We start from the raw sequence: 20266 nt of genomic DNA, 5'->3' as shown, positions 1-20266 counted from the left end.
TTCACTCCTCAAACCCTTTGGCCACCTGCCTATAAATAGATTGCAGCTTTATAACGGATTTTAGACAGCTCGTATGACATTTTTTTGAAGCGATCCGTCACATTTAACTCACATGTACATCCCGCCGTTCACCGGGATTGTAGCCCCGGTCACGTATGCCGCACCGTCGGACGCAAGAAAAGCGACCACTTGCGCGATCTCTTGAGCCTGCCCCAGACGACCCAGCGGAATTTGTGCCTGCAAGGCCTCACGCTGCGCTTGCGGCAACTCGCGAGTCATGTCGGTATCGATGAAGCCCGGGGTCACCGAGTTCACGGTAATCGACCGCGAGCCGACTTCACGCGCCAGCGCACGGCTGAAACCTTCCAGGCCAGCCTTGGCGGCGGCGTAGTTTACTTGGCCAGCGTTGCCCATGGCACCCACCACCGAACCAATACTGATGATTCGCCCCCAACGAGCCTTGGTCATGCCGCGCAGGACCCCCTTGGACAGCCGATACAGACTGTTCAGGTTGGTGTCGACCACGTCGTACCACTCGTCGTCTTTCATGCGCATCATCAGGTTGTCGCGGGTAATACCGGCGTTGTTCACCAGGATTGCCGGCGCGCCGAACTGCTCCTGGATGCTGGCCAGTACCGCTGCAACGGACTCGTCGCTGGTGACATTGAGCTCGAGGCCAGTGCCTTGAATGCCATTCTCCTTCAAGGTGGCGGCGATACGCTCGGCACCCGAGGCAGATGTTGCGGTACCTACGACGATCGCGCCCAGGCGACCCAGCTCAAGCGCGATGGCCTGGCCAATACCGCGACTGGCACCAGTGACCAGTGCAACTTTACCTTGCAGACTCATGCAGGCTTCTCCTAATTCAGGCCAGCGCTGCGCGAGCGGCAGCGAAGGCATCCGGGGTATTCAGGTTAGAGGTCGATACGCCTTCGGCGCAGCGCTTGTTGAGGCCTGCCAGGACTTTGCCCGGACCGCACTCGACCAGTTGAGTAGCGCCTTTGGCGGCCAGGGTCTGCACCGACTCCACCCAACGTACCGGCTTGTACAACTGCTCCAGCAGGTCGCGCTTGAGGGTTTCGAGGTCTGGCGCAACGTCGGCACTGACGTTCTGCACTAATGGAATCTGTGGCACCTGCCAGTTGATGGCGGCAATCGATTCGGCGAAACGCTCGGCAGCCGGGCGCATCAGCTCGCAGTGCGATGGCACGCTGACCGGCAATGGCATGGCGCGCTTGGCGCCACGCGCCTTGCAACCCTCGATGGCACGCTCGACAGCGGCCTTGGCACCGGCGATCACCACCTGGCCCGGAGAGTTGAAGTTGACCGCGCTGACCACCTCGCCTTGCGCGGCTTCGGCACAGGCAGCCAGCACATCGGCATCTTCCAGGCCAAGAATCGCCGCCATGCCGCCCTGCCCCGCAGGAACGGCCTCTTGCATCAGCTGACCACGGCGCTCTACCAGTTTCACGGCTTCGCCAAGGGTCAGGCTACCAGCAGCAACCAGCGCGCTGTATTCACCCAGGCTATGGCCGGCAACGAACGCCGGGCGCGCACCGCCCTCCGCCAGCCACAAACGCCACAGGGCGATGGAGGCCGTCAGAATGGCCGGCTGGGTTTTATCGGTCTGGTTGAGCAGCTCTTCGGGACCTTCTTGGGTCAGGGCCCACAGGTCGTAACCCAGAGCATCGGAAGCTTCTTTGAAGGTTTCGAGGATCAGCGGGTACTGCGCGCCCAACTCGGCCAACATGCCGAGGGACTGCGAGCCCTGTCCTGGAAAGACGAATGCGAGGGATGCAGACATGTAACAAGCCCCTAATGATCTTGTCGTCGGAGAATTGACGTCGCACCGCGGTGGACGCAAGAAACTGACAGTTGGATGGCCAATTGAACTGAGCGGTCACATTTAAGCATTTCCACGTGAAAACGCCTAAAGCAACAGATCCTCGAGACGTCCGTGCAGGCGCTCCGGCAGGTTTTCCTGGATCTCGATCAACGCCCGCTGAATGGCGCTCTGGAACCCCTGGACGCCAGCCGAGCCGTGACTTTTCACCACTATCCCCTGCAAGCCGAGAAAGCTCGCACCGTTATGTCGCGCCGGCGCCAGATCCGCCTGCAGACGCCGCATCAACGGCAGCGCCAGGGCGCCGACCACACGGGAAACCGCGTTCTGCTTGAACAGGGCCTCGATGCGCGCGGCAATCATGGTCGCCAACCCTTCGCTGGACTTGAGCAGGATATTGCCGACGAAACCGTCGCACACCACCACATCCGCTTCGCCGCGATACAACCCGTCACCCTCGACAAAACCGATGTAATTCAGGCCCCGGGCGTTCTGCAACAAGCTCGCCGCCAGCTTGACCTGCTGGTTGCCCTTTATGTCCTCGGTGCCGATATTGAGCAATGCCACCCGCGGGCGAACGATGCCCAAGGTTTCGGCCGCGACCGACCCCATGACCGCGAACTGGAACAGATGCTCGGCGCTGCAATCGACGTTGGCCCCCAGATCCAGCAACTGGCAATAACCGCGCTGGGTGGGAATGGCTGCCACCATTGCCGGCCGATCGATGCCCGGAAGGGTTTTCAGCACATAACGCGACAACGCCATCAGCGCACCGGTATTACCGGCACTGACACACGCCTGGACCTTGCCATCGCGCAGCAGCTCAAGCGCCACCCGCATGGAAGAGTCCGGCTTGCCACGCAAGGCCTGGGAAGGCTTTTCGTCCATGCCGATGACTTCTGCCGCAGGCACAACCGTCAGGCGCGCGCGATCCACAGCCGAATGACCGGAAATCAGTTCTTCTAAAAGGAAAGGTTGACCGACAAGGGTCAGGTGCAGCGAGGGGGTAGCAGACAGACAAGCAAGGCCGGCCTGAACAATGCTGCGGGGACCGAAGTCCCCGCCCATTGCGTCAATCGCGATGACTTGAGCGGACAAGGATTACTCGTCAGCGCCCTTGTCGATCACTTTACGACCACGGTATACGCCTTCTGGCGATACGTGGTGACGCAGGTGAACTTCACCGGTGGTCTTTTCTACGGACAGGGTGCTAGCCTCGAGAGCGTCGTGCGAACGGCGCATGTCACGGGCAGAGCGGGATTTTTTGTTCTGCTGAACAGCCATAATTGATTAACTCCTAAACGTTTGGGTCACGCTTTAACTGCGCCAATACACTGAACGGGTTGGACCGCGTTACCTCGTCCTCGCTCGGTTCGGGCTCATCGAGCCCCTCCGGCTGCTGGCATTCTTCCGGATGATGAGCAGGCACGATGGGCAAGGCAAGCAAAAGCTCTTCCTCGATCAACGCCTGCAGATCCAAAGGATCCTCGCCCAGTTCCAGCACGTCATAACCTTTCGGCAACGACTGGGTATTCGCACCCTCCTTCACCACAGCGTAACTGCACTCACTGTGGATCGGCAGGGTGACCAGCTCAAGACAACGCTGGCAAACCATTTTGACTTCGACGTCGATAGAGCTGTGGATAACTACAGCTTTACGTTCGTCACGCTCAAAAACGAATTTGGCCTGCACCGTACCGACATTGTCGGAAAGCGGGTCGCAGAGTCTCTCCAAATCAGCCAGCAGCAGTTCACCTTGAAGGGTGGTGCCACGGTCAGCCAATTTGCGCGGGTCAACGTGAGGTGGAATCGGGTCATTCAACATAGGCGCAGCATTATAGGGATGCCCCCAGCCATGTCAAAGGAAATTCAGCCCTGTCCGTCACTTGCAAGCCCCGCTAGAATTCGCGACTCGTTTCAGGAGATGCGCATGCTGCCTTTATTACTTGCCTCAAGCTCGAGCTATCGCCGCGAATTGCTCACCCGCCTGCGCCTGCCATTCACCTGCAGCTCACCGGACATCGACGAAAGCCATCGCCCCGGGGAGTCCGCCCTCGACCTGGTAAAACGCCTCGCCGAAGAAAAAGCCCGGGCGCTGGCTACCACCCATCCAGGCCACCTGATCATCGGCTCGGACCAGGTTGCCGTGCTCGGCGAGCGCATTATCGGCAAACCTCACACCTTCGAAAAGGCTCGCGAACAACTGCTCGCCGCCAGCGGCGCCAGCGTGACCTTTCTCACCGGCCTGGCCCTGCTCAATAGCCAGAGCGGGCACTGCCAGGTCGATTGCATCCCCTTCACCGTGCACATGCGCGACCTCAGCGCCGCCCGCATCGAGCGCTACCTGCATGCCGAGCAGCCTTATGACTGCGCCGGCAGTTTCAAGGCCGAAGGCTTGGGCGTCAGCCTGTTCCGCGGCACCGAAGGGAGCGACGCCAGCAGCCTGATCGGCCTGCCACTGATTCGCCTGGTCGACATGCTGCTCGCCGAAGGCGTCGACATACCCTGACCACCACCCATAAAAAAGCCGGCCCTGCGGCCGGCTTTTCGAAAACACCGCAATCAGCGTAGCGTCGGCCCCTGGAAGCCCATCCACATCGCCAGATGCTCGGCAACGCTGGCGCCAAGCTTTTTCGAGAAGCGATCGAATGGCGACTCCTGAACGGTGAAATCCACCAATTCCTTCTCACCGACCACATCCCGGGCAACCGAGCTGGCACTCCCCAGGCCATCGATCAACCCCAACTGCAGCGCCTGCTCGCCAGACCAGACCAGCCCGGAGAACAACTCCGGATGCTCCTTGTCCTTGAGTCGCTCGCCACGCCCCTGCTTGACGCTGGCAATGAACTGGCGATGAGTGGTATCCAGCACACCCTGCCAGAACTGGGTTTCCTCTGGCTTTTGCGGCTGGAACGGATCAAGGAACGATTTGTGCTCGCCCGAGGTGTAGGTGCGACGCTCCACCCCCAGCTTCTCCATGGTGCCGACAAAACCATAACCGGCCGCCGTAACGCCAATGGAACCCACCAGGCTCGCCTTGTCGGCATAGATCTGATCGGCAGCGCTGGCGATGTAGTAAGCCCCGGAAGCCCCCAAGTCGGAAATCACCGCATACACCTTGATATCTGGGTGCAGGCCACGCAGACGTCGGATTTCGTCATAGACGTAACCCGACTGCACCGGACTGCCGCCTGGGCTGTTGATGCGCAGCACTATGCCCTTGACCTTTGAGTCCTCGAAAGCCGTCCGCAGGCTGGTGACGATGTTGTCGGCGCTCGCCGACTCCTTGTCCGCGATCACCCCCGTCACCTCGATCAGCGCCGTATAACCGGCCCCGCGAGTGGCGCTTTTTTCCATATCCATCAACGGTGTGAACAGCAACAACGCCACGAACAGGTAAACGAAAGTCAGAAGCTTGAAGAAAATCCCCCAGCGCCGCGAGCGCCGCTGCTCTTGCACACCCGCCAGCAGAGTCTTTTCCAGCAATTTCCAGCTCTTGTCGTCATCGCTGTCGGCGGCCGTCTTGCTTGGCGCCTTCCATTCGTCGATCATGCTTTGTTACCCCGAAAGACTCAATTGCCCTGCCGGCTCAGCCAGGCATGCAACTGAGGAAAACTATCGATAGCCAGACATGGCTCATAAGCCTGCAAGGCTTCCAGCGATTGAGCGCCATAACTGACCGCGACCGAGGCCATGCCTGCGTTACGCGCCATCAGCAGGTCGAAGGAAGAATCCCCCACCATCAGCGCCTGCTCGGGACGAACCTCGCAATGCGCCAGGATCTGCTCGAGCATCAGCGGATGAGGCTTGCTCGCGGTTTCGTCGGCAGCACGGGTGATGTCGAAATAATCTTCCCAGCCATGGGCCTTCAATACCCGATCCAGGCCTCGGCGCGCCTTGCCGGTGGCTACCGCCAGGTGATACCCCTCGCGCCGAAACGCCTCGAGAGACTGCACCACCCCGGCAAACAACGGGGACGGCTCGGCCTCCAGGGCAATGTAGCGATCGGCATAGTGCTGACGAAAGTCGACCAACTCAGCGTCGCCGATTTCCGGATACAACGTACGAATCGCCTCCGGCAACCCCAGGCCGATAATGCCCTTGACCGCAAAATCATCGCGACGGGCGAACCCGGAACGATCGGAAGCCGCGTGCATCGCCTCGACTATCCGACCGATGGAGTCAGCCAGGGTGCCATCCCAATCGAAGATCAGCAGCTTGTAATCAGGGTGCACTGCTTAGACGCTCCACAGTCTTGGCCCACATCTCGTCTACCGGCGCCTGCAGCTTCAGCTCACCGCCGTCGGGCAGCGGCACCGTCAGCATGTAGGCATGCAAAAACAGGCGCTTGCCCCCCAGATCGCGGATCTCCTTGGTGAAATCGTCGTCGCCGTACTTGCTGTCGCCGGCAATACAGTGCCCGGCATGCAGGGTATGCACACGAATCTGATGAGTACGCCCCGTCACCGGCTTGGCCTCGACCATGGTGGCAAAGTCGCCAAAGCGACGCAGCACCTTGAACACGGTCAGGGCCTCTTTGCCTTCTTCGTTGACCTCGACCATGCGCTCGCCGGAACGCAGGTTGCTCTTGAGCAGCGGCGCACGGACTTGCTTGATCGAAGTCGCCCAATTACCGCGGACCAGCGCCATATAGCGCTTGTCGACCCCATCGCCGCGCAAGGCTTCATGCAAATGACGCAGCATGCTGCGCTTCTTGGCGATCATCAGCAGGCCGGAGGTATCGCGATCGAGGCGATGTACCAGCTCCAGCTCCTTGGCATCCGGCCGCAACTGACGAAAGGCTTCGATTACCCCAAAATTCAGGCCGCTGCCGCCATGCACGGCGATACCGCAGGGCTTGTTGATCACGATCAGGGCTTTGTCTTCGTAGACAATCGAGGCTTCCAGGCGCTGCAACAAGCCCTGCGCCACCGGCACAGGTTCGTCGCGCTCGGGCACACGCACGGGCGGCACGCGCACGATATCGCCTGCCTGCAGCTTGTACTCGGGCTTGATCCGCCCCTTGTTCACCCGCACTTCGCCTTTGCGCAAAATGCGATAAATCAAGGTCTTGGGCACGCCTTTGAGCCGAGCGAGAAGGAAATTGTCGATTCGTTGGCCGGCATATTCCGGCGAGACCTCAAGCAGTTGAACGCCTGGGGTCGAGGGGGCAGTAGTCGTCATGGCGCAAATGATAACAATTTTTTATGGATTTGAAGCACTTAATGATTACTGCTATAGTCGCGAACGCCGCCAAAAGCGGCCTGGACAGCGGACCAATGGCCAACAGCCGGCCCTGACCAACGCAATTCACCAGGACGCGAGGCCGTCCTACGGAGCTTTCGCTACGAACGGTGGAGTTTTGCAGTTGTAACAAGCGCAGGTGACATGAGGCCTGAAGCCCGCCGAAAAGCAGAGTTTTCACTCGCCTTTCGAGCAAATATTAACGGCCAGTTCACAAAGTGCAGTCAGCAGCAAACAAACCCGAGCGAAGGCTTCGGAAACACCGCCTAAATTAGCCATGATGCGTGACCTCCCCTTTCGGAGCTCACGGTAAATGCCAACCCGCTGCGGATTCTGCGCGCGGCAGCACCCGAATTATCAGGGATACGTGTAGGGTGGAGACGCACAACCGTCGGACTGTGTAGCATTAGGCTTTATCAAGACGCTTCGTATCGTCCACAGTCGCCGGTTGATTCCTCCTCCTGATTGAGCTTTTGCTTAAGAGGTGCCTTTTGTCACCCCAGCAAGCAGGACGCGTGAGTCGCGAATTCGCCCCAACTGGTCGGATTTCGCCTGACACTGGAGCGGCCAACCGCTCCTGACGCACCTGACACCGACCGTGAGAAGTCGTGTGTGCCGAACGCCGTTTCCGGCAGCCCGGAAACCGACGGTACTACATGAAAAGAATGCTGATTAACGCAACTCAACCCGAAGAGTTGCGTGTTGCACTGGTAGATGGTCAACGCCTCTACGACCTGGACATCGAATCCGGTGCACGCGAGCAGAAGAAGGCCAACATCTATAAAGGCCGTATCACTCGCATCGAACCAAGCCTCGAGGCTGCCTTTGTCGATTTCGGCTCTGAGCGCCATGGCTTCCTGCCCCTCAAAGAAATCTCCCGCGAATACTTCAAGAAAGCCCCCGAAGGCCGCGTCAATATCAAGGACGTCCTGAGCGAAGGCCAGGAAGTCATCGTCCAGGTCGAGAAAGAAGAACGCGGCAACAAGGGCGCAGCCCTGACCACGTTCATCAGCCTGGCCGGTCGTTACCTGGTGCTGATGCCGAACAACCCGCGCGCCGGCGGCATTTCCCGTCGCATCGAAGGCGAAGAGCGCAACGAACTGCGTGAAGCCCTGAACGGCCTGGTAGCCCCTGCCGACATGGGCCTGATCGTGCGCACTGCCGGCCTGGGCCGCAGCAGTGAAGAAATGCAATGGGACCTCGACTACCTGCTGCAACTCTGGACCGCCATCAAGGAAGCCTCTCTGGATCGTTCCGCGCCTTTCCTGATCTACCAGGAAAGCAACGTGATCATCCGCGCCATCCGCGACTATCTGCGCCAGGACATTGGCGAAGTGCTGATCGACAGCGTTGAAGCCCAGGACGAAGCCCTGACTTTCATCCGCCAGGTGATGCCGCAGTACGCCAGCAAGATCAAGCTGTATGAAGACAGCGTGCCGCTGTTCAACCGCTTCCAGATCGAAAGCCAGATCGAAACCGCCTTCCAGCGCGTCGTCGAACTGCCTTCCGGCGGCTCGATCGTTATCGACCCGACCGAAGCCCTGGTGTCCATCGACATCAACTCGGCGCGCGCCACCAAAGGCAGCGACATCGAGGAAACCGCCCTGCAGACCAACCTGGAAGCAGCGGAAGAAATCGCTCGCCAGCTGCGCCTGCGCGACATCGGTGGCCTGATCGTCATCGACTTCATCGACATGACCCCAGCCAAGAACCAGCGCGCTGTGGAAGAGAAAGTCCGCGAATGCCTGGAAGCCGACCGCGCTCGCGTCCAGGTCGGGCGCATCTCGCGCTTCGGCCTGCTGGAAATGTCCCGCCAGCGCCTGCGTCCATCGCTCGGCGAAAGCAGCGGCATCGTCTGCCCACGCTGCAACGGCACCGGCATCATCCGCGACGTCGAATCGCTGTCGCTGGCCATCCTGCGCCTGATCGAAGAAGAAGCCCTGAAAGACCGCACCGCCGAAGTTCGCGCCCAAGTGCCGATTCCGGTCGCCGCTTTCCTGCTCAACGAAAAACGCAATTCGATCACCAAGATCGAGCTGCGCACCCGTGCTCGTATCGTCATTCTGCCGAACGACCACCTCGAAACCCCGCACTTCGAAGTCCAGCGCCTGCGCGATGACAGCCCGGAAGCTGCCACCAACCAGTCCAGCTACGAAATCGCCGCAGCCGCGGCCGAGACCGAAGAAGTCCAGCCAGCCGCCGCGACCCGCACCCTGGTTCGCCAGGAAGCGGCCGTCAAGACCGCTCCAGCCCGCGCCAACGCACCGGTTCCAACCGAAGTGGCCGCGGCCCCTGTCGCCGCTCCGGCAACCATTGCCGAACCAAGCCTGTTCAAAGGCCTGGTGAAGTCCCTGGTCAGCCTGTTCGCCACCAAGGAAGAGCCAGCGGCTCCGGTCGTGGTTGAAAAACCGGCCACTGAGCGCCCTGCACGCAACGAAGAGCGCCGCAACGGTCGTCAGCAAAGCCGCAGCCGTAACGGTCGCCGCGACGAAGAACGCAAGCCGCGTGAAGAACGCGCGCCTCGCGAAGATCGTGCCCCTCGTGAAGAACGCGCACCACGCGAAGAACGTCAGCCGCGCGAAGTTCGCGAAGCCCGTGAAGAAGTCCAGGCCACCGCTCGCGAAGAGCGCGCGCCACGTCCGCCGCGCGAAGAGCGCCAACCACGTGCTCCGCGCGAAGACCGCAAGCCCCGTGGCGAGCGTGAAGAGCGTGTACGTGAACTGCGCGAACCACTGGATGCCGCCCCTGCCGTTGCTGCTGTTGCTGCCGCCACCGCTGAAGAGCGCCCGGCGCGTCAGCCACGGGAAGAACGTCAACCGCGCCCACCGCGTGAAGAGCGTCAACCACGTGCCGAGCAGACCGCTGCCGTAGCAGAAGCCGAAGAAGAGCTGCCGAACGAAGAGCAACTGCAGGAAGACGGCCAGGAGAACGCCGAGGGCGATCGTCCACGCCGTCGCTCCCGTGGCCAGCGTCGTCGCAGCAACCGCCGCGAACGTCAGCGCGACGCCAATGGCGATGTGATCGAAGGCTCGGAAGAAAACGGCGAAGAGCCAAGCAGCGCCGATCTGGCTGCAGGCCTGGCGGTAACCGCTGCTGTTGCCAGCACCGTGATCAGCGCCCCAGCCGAAGCCGAAGCTAACGAGCAGGCCGAACGTGCGACCGCCGCTATCCAGCAGGAAGCCGCTGCGACGGTCGAAGCACCAGCCGTCGAAGCCACCACTGCGGTAGAAGCTCCGGCAGCGCCTGCCGTTGAAGTTGCCCAGGTTCGCGAGGAACCGCGCGAAGAACAGGCCGCGGAACCTGCAGTGTTTGCAGAACCGGCCGCACCGGTAGTCGAAGCCGCCGTTGCCGAAGAACCAGCCCAGGAAGCGCCTCGCACTTTCGAGCCAGCAGCCGAAGCCATTGTGGCTGAAGCACCTGCGCCAGTCGCCGAAGCCGTGGTCGAAGAGATCGTCGCCGCAGAGCCGGCAACTGTTGCTGTTGTAGAAGCAGTCGTCGAGCCTGTAGCTGCCGAGCCGGTAATCGCCGCCCCAGCCGCTGCGGTTGAAGCTGCCGTCGCTGAAGTGGTTGAGCCAGTTGTCGAGGCCGCCCCGGCCAGCGCCCTGACCAGCAACGGTCGTGCGCCAAACGATCCGCGTGAAGTACGCCGCCGCAAGCGCGAAGCCGAGCGTCTGCAGAAGGAAGCCGAACTGGCTGCCACTGCTGCCGTTGAAGCCCCGGCAGAAGTCGTAGCGCCCGCTCCGGTCATTGCCGAGGTTGTCGAGGCAGCGCCCGCTGTCCAGCCGGTCATCGAGCAACCTACCCCAGCCGTCGACGACACCCCGCGTGCCGCCGAAGAAGTGGTAGAGCACAAGGCCAAGGTCCAGGAAGAAGAGCACGAACCTAAACCCTTCGTCTGATTCCTGAGCTTATAAAAAGCCCCGCCTGGTCACCCAGGCGGGGCTTTTTCATGTTTGATCCTCTAGCAAGCTCGCTCCTACAGGGGGTTCTTGCTCGAGATATCCCCTGCGCAACGCTCAATCGCGAAAGAGCAACGCCTGCGGCACATCGACATCCCACAACACTCCGGCATCCACCAACGTCACCTCAACTACCTGCCCCAAGGCAAACAATGGCCTGGCCCCTCGATCCCCGGACAACGCCAATAACGCCGGCCCAAAACTCGCGCCAAAGGCCACCGGGTGACCATAGGTGCCGTCATGCACCGGCACCCGGATCATCTGCTTGCCAAGCCCCTGCGCCACACGCTCGATACTCGACGGCAGGATAAACGGCATATCCCCCAGCACCACCAACCAGCCATTGGCCTCGACACAGGCACCAACGGCGGCGGCCAGGCTGTCTCCCATACCTGGCGAATCCACAAGCACCACCTGGCAGCCGTAGGTTTCAGCCAAGGCAATCAACCCGAGACGATCCGCCGTTGTCACCAGGACTCTGCGCACCAGCGATGCAGGCAGATTCTTCAAGACCTGCTCGATCACCGGCCTGACCACGCCATCCCGCCCCCGACATAGCGCCAGCAACTTGTCCTCGCCAGCACCTGCCACCTGTCGATAGCGGCTGCCCTGCCCTGCGGCCAGGACCACCACGCAAGGCAACTCGCTCAAGCGCTCACCTGCTCAGCCACCTGAGAGGTTCTTTTCTGCAACAGCTCGATACCGTTCTTGATGGCAACGATCTCCGCCATCACCGACAGGGCAATCTCCGCCGGCGTATGGCTACCAATGTGCAGGCCGATCGGCCCATGTAGACGGTCGATGGCCTGTGGTTCCAGCCCCAGCAGGGCAAGATTCTCCCGACGCTTTTGACTGTTGACCCGCGAGCCCAGCGCACCAACGTAGAACGCCCGGGAGTTGAGGGCGGTCAACAGCGCCATGTCGTCCAGCCTGGGGTCATGGGTCAGCGCAACGATGGCCGTACGTTCGTCGGTCTCGATGCTCAGCACCGCATCGTCCGGCATCCCCGGCACAAACCGCCCGTGCTGTTCTTCCCAGCCATAGACGAACTCCTTGCGCGGATCGCAGATCAGTACTTCGAAGTCCAGCAAACGCGCCATCTCCGCGACATACCGCGACAGTTGCCCGGCACCGATCAGCAACAGCCGCCAGCGTGGGCCATAGATCGCCCGCAGGCTCGTGTCGTCGACGCTCAGCACGTCGGTCTTGCTGGCCGGCTTAAGCAGCACTTCGCCACTACCCAGGTTCAACTCCCGGGCGACAATCTCATGGGCCTCGCAGCGGGCCAGCAGCTCGGCGACCCAGCCAGGGTCGCCAACCCGCTCCTCGGTCAGGCGCAAGGTGCCGCCGCAAGGCAGGCCGAAACGCGCGGCCTCCTCGCGGCTCACGCCATAAGTCACCATCTGTACTGGCGGCCCATCCTGAGCCAAGCGGCCATCGTGCAGGCGGGCGATCAGGTCGTCCTCGATACAGCCTCCCGAGACCGAACCGATCACCATGCCATCTCCGCGCAGTGCCAGCATGGCGCCCGGCGGACGTGGCGCGCTGCCCCAGGTCTGGACCACGCTGTACAACATCACGCGCTGCCCCGCGCGGCGCCACTCCAGCACGCTGCGCAGGACATTCAGGTCGACGCTGTCCATCAGGCACTGGCCCCTTGTTGCCAGCCTTGCAGTTGGTAGCGCACCGGCAGGTTGCGGATGCGCTTGCCGGTGGCGGCGAAGATCGCATTGCACAGGGCCGGCGCGATTGGCGGCACACCTGGCTCGCCGACCCCGCCCAACGGCACGTCGCCCGGCGGCGTCACCAGGTGCACAGCGACTTCCTTCGGCGCCAGGGACATGCGCGCCACTTCATACATGTGGAAGTTGTCCTGCTGGACCTTGCCGTCCTTGAAGCTGATCTCCCCCACCACCGCATTGCCCAAGCCCATCACACAGGCGCCCTCGAATTGCGAGCGGATACGCTCGGGGTTGATCTGCGGGCCGCAGTCCACGACAATATCGGCCTTGTGCACGATCAAGGTGCCATCGTCCTTGACTTCAACCTCGATCACCGCCGCCACGTAGGTGACGAAGCTGTAGTGCACCGCCAGGCCCAGGCCGCGGCCCTTGGGCAGGCTGCGTCCCCAGCCGGCGGCCTTGGCGGCCGTCTCCAGCACACCGCGCATGCGCCCGGTATCGATCGGGTAGCGCTCCGGCGATTCGCCGTAGTTCCACTCTTCGCTCAAGGTCCGCGGGTCGATCTGACGATCCGGCCCGAGCAGCTTGAGTTGGTACTTCAACGGGTCCTGCCCCGCCTTATGGGCCAATTCGTCGACAAAGCTCTGGATGGCAAAGCCATGGGGGATGTTCGACACCGAGCGATACCAGCCAACCCGGGTATGGGCCGCCGCCTCGGGGTTTTCCAGGCGTACGCTGGGAATCGCATAGGCCATGTTGGTGAACCCCATGCCCAGCTCGAAGGCGCCTTCGTGGTTCATTCCCGGCGCGAACAGCGCGGTGATGCTTGGCGCCACGGTACGGTGCAGCCAGCCGGACGGCATGCCGTCCTTGTTCAGGCCGGCCTTGAGGTATTCCGCCGACACGGTGTGGAAGTAGGAGTTGTGGATGTCGTCTTCGCGGGTCCATTGCACCCGCACCGCCTTGCCCGGCACTTCCTTGGCGAGGATTGCCGCCTCGAGGATGAAATCGGGCTTGGATTTGCGCCCGAAGCCGCCGCCGAGCAAGGTGATATTGACGGTCACCTTCTCAAAAGGAATGCCCAGGCGTTCGGCAATGCGTTCGCGGGTCACCTGTGGCGCCTGGCTGGGGGCCCAGGCCTCACACTGCCCGTTCTGGAAACGCGCCACGGCAACCATCGGCTCCATCGGCGCCTGCGCCAGATGCGGCAGGTAGTAGGAGGCCTCCAGGCTGCTGTCGGCGCCGCTCATGGCCTCGTCGATATTGCCGGTGCTGCGCACCACTTTGCCCGGCTTGAGCGCCGCGGCTTCCAGCTCCTGGCGATAGGCAATCGAGTCATAAGTCGCGTTGACGCCATCGTCCCACTCAATCTTCAGCGCATCGCGCCCCTTGATCGCCGCCCAGGTATTGCTGGCAATCACCGCCACGCCGCCCAGAGGCTGGAATTCGGAAGGCAGGGGACGACTGTCGATCGGCACCACCTTGAGCACCCCCGGGACCTTCAGCGCCGCGCTGGCGTCGAAGGATTTGACCTTGCCGCCATAGACCCGCGGGCGGGCGACCGTCGCGAACAGCATGCCCTCGAAATGCACATCGGCACCGTAGACCGCCTGGCCATTGACGATGTCCACGCCATCGATGGCGCGGGTGCCTTCCTTGCCGATGTAACGGAACTCGCCGGGCTGCTTCAGGCGCAAGCTGTCGCGGGCCGGCACCGCCTGGGCGCTCGCCGCGACAGCCAGGGCGCCGTAGCCCAGTTCGCGACCGCTCGGCTGGTGCACCACTTTGTGCAACTGGGCCCGGCACTCGGCCAGCGGGACTTTCCACTGGTCGGCCGCCGCCTGCTCGAGCATGGTCCGCGCGGCCGCGCCGCAGCGGCGCATCGGCTCGTACCAGTGGCGCATGCTGCGGGAACCGTCGGTGTCCTGGTTACCGAACAGCGCCTCGTCGCCCGGCGCCTGCCTGACCTTCACCAGCGCCCAGTCAGCCTCCAGTTCGTCGGCAACCACCATGCTCAAGCTGGTACGCACGCCCTGGCCCATTTCCGAACGGTTGCAGAGCACCGTCACGCTGCCATCGGCGGCGATGCTCACGTACACCTTGGGGTCGTCGACCCAACCATGGGGCATGCCGTCGGCACCGAACTTCTGTTCTTCGGCAAACGCGTCCTGCCAGCCCCAACTGGCCGCCAGCACCAGGGCGCCGGTGGCGCCGACACCCTTGAGAAAACCGCGGCGGCTGAGGTTGCTCAAGGCAAAATCATTCGGCAGCTGGTTCATGCCTTGGCCTCCTGCAGATGGGTGGAGGCCTGGCGGATCGCGGTCTTGATCCGGTTGTAGGTACCGCAGCGGCAGATATTGCCGACCATCGCCTCTTCGATCTGTTCGTCGCTGGGGTTCGGATTGACCTTGAGCAAAGCCGTCGCCGACATGATCTGCCCGCCCTGGCAGTAGCCGCACTGGGCCACCGCGCTGTCGAGCCAGGCCTGCTGCACGACCTTGCCGACCGGGTCGTTGTGCAGGTTGTCGATGGTGCTGACGTTCTGCCCGGCGACCGAGCCGATCGGCGTGATGCAACTGCGCGCCGGGGCGCCGTCGATATGGATGGTGCAGGCGCCGCACAGGCCCATGCCGCAACCGAACTTGGTGCCGTTATAGCCAGCCACGTCGCGGATAGCCCAGAGCAGCGGCATGTCCTCGGTGGCATCCAATGGGTGATCTTGACCGTTGAGTTTCAGAGTAATCATGGGCACGCCCGCATATTTTCCGTTTATGGGGTCGAGCAATCTGCCGTTGAGTACAACGACGTGCGCAAAGCAGATCGACTCAGGCTAATGGGCTCTCTTATGAAGACGGGAAGTCTTCACCGGGCCTTTTGGGGTAAAAATAATTGCATTGTTAGCAAGCTAAGTTAAGCCGCGATTAATAAAAAAGCCTTGCAGGGGTAAGCCCGTGCAAGGCTTTGGAAACGCGCTTTCAGCTTAGTTCAATCAAGCGGGCTCAATAGAGGTTGGGCTCCATCTCCAACTGGACCTGGAAACGCTCGGCAATATCCTTCTGGATCCTCTGCGCCAGGTCCAGGAGTTGCAGGCCCGTGGCGGCGCCATGGTTGACCAGCACCAGCGACTGCAGGCGATGAACCCCGGCGTCGCCCTCGCGAAAACCTTTCCAGCCAGCCTGCTCGATCAGCCAGCCAGCGGCCAGCTTCACCTGCCCGTCCGGCTGCGGATAGCCCACCAGACCCGCATGGCGCTGCCTGATCTCGGCGGCCAGGGCCGCGGACACCAGCGGATTCTTGAAGAAGCTGCCAGCATTGCCCAGCACCGCGGGGTCCGGCAGTTTTTCGCTGCGGATGCTGCAGATGGCGCGGCTGACATCGCTGGCCGTCGGCTGCTCGATGCCCTGCTCGCTCAGGCGCTGGCGCACCGGGCCGTACTCCAGGTGCAGATGCTCGGTACGGGCCAGCGCGAAACGCACCCGCAAGATCAGCCAGCGGCCGGCCTCCTGCTTGAACAGGCTGTCGCGGTAGCCGAACTTGCACTCTTGCAGGCTGAAATCGCGCAGCTCGCCGCTCTGCCGATCCAGCGCGGTCAGGCCGGCGAAAACATCCTTGATCTCGACCCCGTAGGCACCGATGTTCTGCATCGGCGCAGCGCCCACGGTCCCCGGGATCAGGCTGAGGTTTTCCAGGCCGGACAACCCCTGCTGCAAAGTCCACTGCACGAACGGATGCCAGGTTTCGCCGGCCTCGGCCTCGACCACCACCTGCTGGCCGTCGTCGCTCAACAGGCGGATGCCGCGGGTACTCATGCGCAGCACCAGCGCCGGGATATCCGCCGTCAGCAGCAGGTTGCTGCCACCGCCGATCACCAGCAGCGGCAAGCGGTGCTGTGCCGAATAGGCCAGCGCTTCCCGCACGTCGGCGTCGCTGTGCGCCTCGGCGAACAGCTGCGCTCGTACGTCGACCCCGAAGCTGTTGAAGGGCTTGAGGGAAACCTCGGCCTGCATATCCAAGCTCATAGCCGCCCCTTCAACTCGATCACCAGCCGGTCGCTGGCGTACTCGATCAGATCCAGCACCTGCTCGAAACCTTGCTCACCGTCGTAGTAAGGATCCGGCACTTCGTCCACCACCGCCTCGTAACGACGCAGGAACAGGTCCAGCTCGGCCTTGCCCTGGGCCGGCTGCAAGGCCTTGAGGTTGCGCAGGTTGCTCTGGTCCATGGCCAGGATCAGGTCGTAGCGGGCAAAGTCCGCGCTGCTGACCTGCTGCGCGCGCTGCGCCGACAGGTCGTAGCCGCGCAGCAAGGCCGCGCGCTGGCTGCGCTTGTCCGGCGCCTTGCCGATGTGCCATTCGCCGGTCCCGGCGGATGCGACCTCGACCCGCTCGGCCAGCCCCGCTTCGCGCAACTTGTGGCGCAACACGCCCTCGGCCGTCGGCGAACGGCAGATATTGCCCAGGCAGACAAACAGAACCCGCATCAGGCCTCCAGCAGGCGACGAACGCGCTCAAGGTCTTCGGCGGTATCGACGCCGGCAGGCGGTGCTTCCAGGGCATCGGCGACGTGGATCCGCACGCCATGCCACAAGGCCCGCAGTTGCTCCAGCGCTTCGGTGTTTTCCAGCCAGCACGGACCCCAGCCGACAAAGTCGTGCAGGAAACCGGCGCGGTAGGCATAGATGCCGATATGACGGCGATAAGGCACGCCCTCTGGCAGCAGGTCGCGATCCTTCGCAAAGGCGTCGCGCGCCCAGGGCAAGGTGGCGCGACTGAATGTCAGGGCCAGGCCGTTGATATCGCTAACGACCTTGACCACGTTCGGATTGAACAGGGTCTGCACGTCTTCGATCGGCTCGGCCAGGGTGGCCATGCGCGCCTCGGTGTGCGCGGCCAGGTTGGCGGCGACCTGGTCGATCACCGCCGGCGGGATCAAGGGCTCGTCGCCCTGGACGTTGACCACGATGGCATCCGCAGCCAGCCCCAACAGACTGGCGACTTCCGCCAGGCGATCGGTGCCGGAGTTGTGGTCTTCGCGGGTCAGCACCGCTTCGGCGCCAAAGCCTTTGCAGACCTCGACGATCCGCGCATCGTCGGTCGCTACGACCACACGCTGGGCGCTGCTCTTGCAGGCCTGCTCCCAGACGTGCTGGATCATCGGCTTGCCGGCGATCAGTTGCAGCGGCTTGCCCGGCAGGCGGGTGGAAGCGAACCGGGCGGGGATGACAACGGTAAAGGCTGCGGTCATTTATCCAGGCGCTCGTCGGTGCTGAGGGTGCGAGCCTCGCTTTCCAGCATGACCGGGATGCCGTCGCGAATCGGGTAGGCCAGGCCGGCGCCCTTGCTGATCAACTCGGTCTTGTCGGCGCTGAGCTTCAGCGGCCCCTTGCAGATCGGGCAAGCGAGGATATCGAGCAGTTTGGTGTCCATGAGAATTCCCTGGATAGAAGCGTTAAGGCAAAAGACGAGCGGGCAACAGGCGCATCAGCTGGGTATCGAACCAGGCCACGAAGGCCGGGGATGGCACCGCATCCACCGCCAGGTACCACCAGTCGGGAGCCGCGAAGGCACGGCACTTCACCGCATCCTTTTCGGTCATGACCAATGGCAACGACGGGGTAAAACTCAGTGCCGGCGCGCTGTACTCGGCGTGGTCGGCGAAAGCATGCGGGACAGGCCGCCAGTGTAGCGTTTCAAGGGTGCTGAAGAAACGTTGCGGGTTGCCGATACCGGCCACCGCGTGCAGCGCCTGCCCCGGCGCGAAGTGCTCCAGCCCGCGGCGCTCGCCGCTCTGCAGGTTGACCAGGGCGGTGGGCGCCAGGCGAAAGGCGAAGCCGTCTTCGCGATCGTCGCTGGCGCCGTTGTAGAGCACCGCATCGACGCTGTGCAGGCGCTCGACCGGCTCACGCAACGGCCCGGCCGGCAGGCAACGGCGGTTGCCCAGGCCGCGCGCGGCATCGATCAGCACCAGCTCGAGGTCGCGGGCCATGCGGTAATGCTGCATGCCGTCGTCGGAAAGAATCAGGTCCAGCGGTTCGGCGGCCAGCAACGCCTCGACGGCGCGACCGCGGTCGGGGTCGATCATCAGCGGTACGCCGGTACGCTGGACGATCAGCAAGGGCTCGTCGCCCGCGACGTCGGCGCCCTGTTCGGCCGCAACCCGCCACGGCAGGCGCGGCGGCCTGGCACCGTAACCGCGGCTGACCACGCCGACCCGCAGCCCGCTGCGCTGGCAATGCTCGATCATCCACAGGATCAACGGCGTCTTGCCGGTGCCACCCACGGTGATGTTACCCACCACCACCAGCGGCACGGGCGGCTGGTAGACATCGCCCTCCCCGGCCAGGAAGCGTTCGCGCTTGCGCACCACCACCCGCCGATAGAGCCACTCCAGAGGCCGCAGCAGCTTCAGCGCGGGATGGCCGTTGTACCAGGCAGCGAGCAAACGATCGGACATGGCCATCAGGGTGCGGGCGCCGCCTCGACGGTGGTCATGCGCAGATGGCTGAAACCGAGCTTGCCGGCGGCGTCCATCGCGGTAATGACCGCCTGGTGCTGGGTCTTGCCGTCGGCGCTGATGGACAACGGCAGGTTGGTGTCGCCGGCCGACTCCTTCTGCAAGGCCTCGATCAGGCTGGCCAGGTCGCTCTTGGGCAGCACCTGGTTATTCACCGAGAACACCCCGTCGGCGCTGATGGCGATATCCAACTGCTTGGTCTGCTGGTCTTCGGCCGGCGAACCGCTGACGGCTTCCGGCAACTCGACGCGCAACTGGGTTTCCCGGGTAAAGGTGGTGGTCACAACGAAAAACAGCAGCAGGATAAACACCACGTCGATCAACGACGCGAGGTTGATATCGATGGTTTCCCGTGGCTTGCGGCGGAACTTCACGCTTTGCCCTCGGCCAGATCGACCTCGCGGTCGCCCTGCACCACTTCGACCAGCTTGATGGCCTCCTGCTCCATGCCGACCACCAGTTCATCGACCCGACGTTGCAGGAATCGATGGAAGAACACCGCTGGAATACCAACCATCAGGCCGGACGCGGTGGTGATCAGCGCCTTGGAGATACCGCCCGCCAGCACCGCGGCATTGGTGGTCATGCCCGAGCCCATGAACGAGCTGAAAATATCGATCATGCCCAGCACCGTACCGAGCAGGCCCAGCAGCGGGGCCATGGCGGCGATGGTGCCGAGGGCATTGAGGTAGCGCTCCAGTTCATGGATGACCCGGGCGGCGGCCTCTTCGATGCACTCTTTCATGATCTCGCGACCATGCTTGGAGTTGGCCAGGCCGGCGGCGAGGATTTCCCCCAGGGGAGAATGGGCGCGCAGTTCCTTGAGCTTGTCCTTGTTGAGCTGTTTGTCCTTGATCCAGCGCCAGACCTGCCCCAGCAGATGCGGCGGGGTAACGCGGCTGGCCCGCAAGGTCCACAGGCGCTCGGCCACGATGGCTACCGCGACAATGGAACTCAGAATGATCGGCAACATCATCCAGCCGCCGGATTTGACCAATTCCCACACAGTGACAGTCCCCTCGAAA

21 protein-coding genes are annotated in these 20266 nt (G+C 62.7%); 2 read left to right on the top strand and 19 right to left on the bottom strand.

What is annotated here, in order from left to right; translation table 11 throughout:
• Positions 1-108 precede the first annotated feature (108 nt).
• The 5 genes from fabG to BTN82_RS08480 all read right to left on the bottom strand — a co-directional run bounded on the left by fabG (position 109) and on the right by BTN82_RS08480 (position 3668).
• Positions 109-849 (bottom strand): 3-oxoacyl-ACP reductase FabG, encoded by a 741-nt coding sequence (gene fabG / locus BTN82_RS08500; protein WP_075118701.1) that lies wholly within the window; start codon positions 847-849, stop codon positions 109-111.
• A 16-nt stretch (positions 850-865) separates the two neighbouring features.
• Complete coding sequence (gene fabD / locus BTN82_RS08495; protein WP_075118700.1) at positions 866-1804, bottom strand: ACP S-malonyltransferase; 939 nt, start codon at positions 1802-1804, stop codon at positions 866-868.
• Positions 1805-1930: 126 nt separating this feature from the next.
• The gene (gene plsX / locus BTN82_RS08490) at positions 1931-2941 is read right to left on the bottom strand and encodes a phosphate acyltransferase PlsX (protein ID WP_075118699.1); all 1011 of its coding nucleotides are present in this window, start codon (positions 2939-2941) and stop codon (positions 1931-1933) included.
• A gap of 3 nt (positions 2942-2944) precedes the next feature.
• The gene (gene rpmF / locus BTN82_RS08485) at positions 2945-3127 is read right to left on the bottom strand and encodes a 50S ribosomal protein L32 (protein ID WP_003179396.1); all 183 of its coding nucleotides are present in this window, start codon (positions 3125-3127) and stop codon (positions 2945-2947) included.
• Between the two features lie 13 nt (positions 3128-3140).
• Complete coding sequence (locus tag BTN82_RS08480; RefSeq protein ID WP_075118698.1) at positions 3141-3668, bottom strand: YceD family protein; 528 nt, start codon at positions 3666-3668, stop codon at positions 3141-3143.
• 105 nt (positions 3669-3773) lie between these two features.
• Here BTN82_RS08480 and BTN82_RS08475 point away from each other — a divergent pair, with 105 nt between their 5' ends.
• Positions 3774-4352 carry a Maf family protein gene (locus BTN82_RS08475; RefSeq protein WP_075118697.1) on the top strand — a complete coding sequence of 193 codons (579 nt, stop codon included), beginning with the start codon at positions 3774-3776 and terminating at the stop codon, positions 4350-4352.
• 53 nt (positions 4353-4405) lie between these two features.
• Here BTN82_RS08475 and sppA read toward each other — a convergent pair whose 3' ends face one another.
• Genes sppA through rluC form a run of 3 tightly spaced genes read right to left on the bottom strand, consistent with a single transcriptional unit; the run spans position 4406 to position 7027 of the window.
• Entirely contained in the window at positions 4406-5395 is a 990-nt protein-coding gene (gene sppA, locus BTN82_RS08470; protein WP_075118696.1) for a signal peptide peptidase SppA, read from the bottom strand.
• A gap of 20 nt (positions 5396-5415) precedes the next feature.
• The gene (locus BTN82_RS08465) at positions 5416-6078 is read right to left on the bottom strand and encodes an HAD-IA family hydrolase (protein ID WP_075118695.1); all 663 of its coding nucleotides are present in this window, start codon (positions 6076-6078) and stop codon (positions 5416-5418) included.
• Positions 6068-7027 carry a 23S rRNA pseudouridine(955/2504/2580) synthase RluC gene (gene rluC, locus BTN82_RS08460; protein ID WP_075118694.1) on the bottom strand — a complete coding sequence of 320 codons (960 nt, stop codon included), beginning with the start codon at positions 7025-7027 and terminating at the stop codon, positions 6068-6070. Before rluC ends, BTN82_RS08465 begins: the two co-directional genes overlap by 11 nt.
• Before the next feature lie 716 nt (positions 7028-7743).
• Between rluC and rne the strand changes: the two genes are divergently transcribed.
• Positions 7744-10986 (top strand): ribonuclease E, encoded by a 3243-nt coding sequence (gene rne / locus BTN82_RS08455; protein ID WP_075118693.1) that lies wholly within the window; start codon positions 7744-7746, stop codon positions 10984-10986.
• 117 nt (positions 10987-11103) lie between these two features.
• Here rne and BTN82_RS08450 read toward each other — a convergent pair whose 3' ends face one another.
• The 11 genes from BTN82_RS08450 to BTN82_RS08400 all read right to left on the bottom strand — a co-directional run bounded on the left by BTN82_RS08450 (position 11104) and on the right by BTN82_RS08400 (position 20247).
• A complete protein-coding gene (locus tag BTN82_RS08450; RefSeq protein ID WP_075118692.1) occupies positions 11104-11697 on the bottom strand; it encodes a nucleotidyltransferase family protein in 594 nt (197 codons plus the stop codon).
• Positions 11694-12689, bottom strand: a complete 996-nt coding sequence (locus BTN82_RS08445; RefSeq protein WP_075118691.1) for an XdhC family protein — start codon at positions 12687-12689, stop codon at positions 11694-11696. Before BTN82_RS08445 ends, BTN82_RS08450 begins: the two co-directional genes overlap by 4 nt.
• On the bottom strand, positions 12689-15007 hold the full coding sequence (locus BTN82_RS08440) for a xanthine dehydrogenase family protein molybdopterin-binding subunit (RefSeq protein ID WP_075118690.1): 2319 nt from the start codon (positions 15005-15007) through the stop codon (positions 12689-12691). Before BTN82_RS08440 ends, BTN82_RS08445 begins: the two co-directional genes overlap by 1 nt.
• Positions 15004-15474, bottom strand: a complete 471-nt coding sequence (locus BTN82_RS08435) for a (2Fe-2S)-binding protein (protein ID WP_075118689.1) — start codon at positions 15472-15474, stop codon at positions 15004-15006. Before BTN82_RS08435 ends, BTN82_RS08440 begins: the two co-directional genes overlap by 4 nt.
• 253 nt (positions 15475-15727) lie before the next feature.
• Positions 15728-16747, bottom strand: a complete 1020-nt coding sequence (gene murB, locus BTN82_RS08430; protein ID WP_075118688.1) for a UDP-N-acetylmuramate dehydrogenase — start codon at positions 16745-16747, stop codon at positions 15728-15730.
• Positions 16744-17208 carry a low molecular weight protein-tyrosine-phosphatase gene (locus BTN82_RS08425; RefSeq protein WP_075118687.1) on the bottom strand — a complete coding sequence of 155 codons (465 nt, stop codon included), beginning with the start codon at positions 17206-17208 and terminating at the stop codon, positions 16744-16746. Before BTN82_RS08425 ends, murB begins: the two co-directional genes overlap by 4 nt.
• The gene (kdsB, locus tag BTN82_RS08420; protein WP_075118686.1) at positions 17208-17972 is read right to left on the bottom strand and encodes a 3-deoxy-manno-octulosonate cytidylyltransferase; all 765 of its coding nucleotides are present in this window, start codon (positions 17970-17972) and stop codon (positions 17208-17210) included. The genes BTN82_RS08425 and kdsB overlap by 1 nt, the downstream gene beginning before the upstream one ends.
• Complete coding sequence (locus tag BTN82_RS08415; RefSeq protein ID WP_007931663.1) at positions 17969-18154, bottom strand: Trm112 family protein; 186 nt, start codon at positions 18152-18154, stop codon at positions 17969-17971. The genes kdsB and BTN82_RS08415 overlap by 4 nt, the downstream gene beginning before the upstream one ends.
• Positions 18155-18176: 22 nt before the next feature.
• Positions 18177-19187 carry a tetraacyldisaccharide 4'-kinase gene (gene lpxK, locus BTN82_RS08410; RefSeq protein ID WP_075118685.1) on the bottom strand — a complete coding sequence of 337 codons (1011 nt, stop codon included), beginning with the start codon at positions 19185-19187 and terminating at the stop codon, positions 18177-18179.
• Positions 19187-19615 (bottom strand): ExbD/TolR family protein, encoded by a 429-nt coding sequence (locus tag BTN82_RS08405; protein WP_009047818.1) that lies wholly within the window; start codon positions 19613-19615, stop codon positions 19187-19189. Before BTN82_RS08405 ends, lpxK begins: the two co-directional genes overlap by 1 nt.
• The gene (locus BTN82_RS08400) at positions 19612-20247 is read right to left on the bottom strand and encodes a MotA/TolQ/ExbB proton channel family protein (RefSeq protein ID WP_186828368.1); all 636 of its coding nucleotides are present in this window, start codon (positions 20245-20247) and stop codon (positions 19612-19614) included. Before BTN82_RS08400 ends, BTN82_RS08405 begins: the two co-directional genes overlap by 4 nt.
• Positions 20248-20266 lie beyond the last annotated feature (19 nt).

It is taken from the genome of Pseudomonas chlororaphis (assembly GCF_001921865.1).
Taxonomy (GTDB): domain Bacteria; phylum Pseudomonadota; class Gammaproteobacteria; order Pseudomonadales; family Pseudomonadaceae; genus Aquipseudomonas; species Aquipseudomonas chlororaphis_D.
This window is presented reverse-complemented; position numbering and strand designations above follow the sequence as displayed.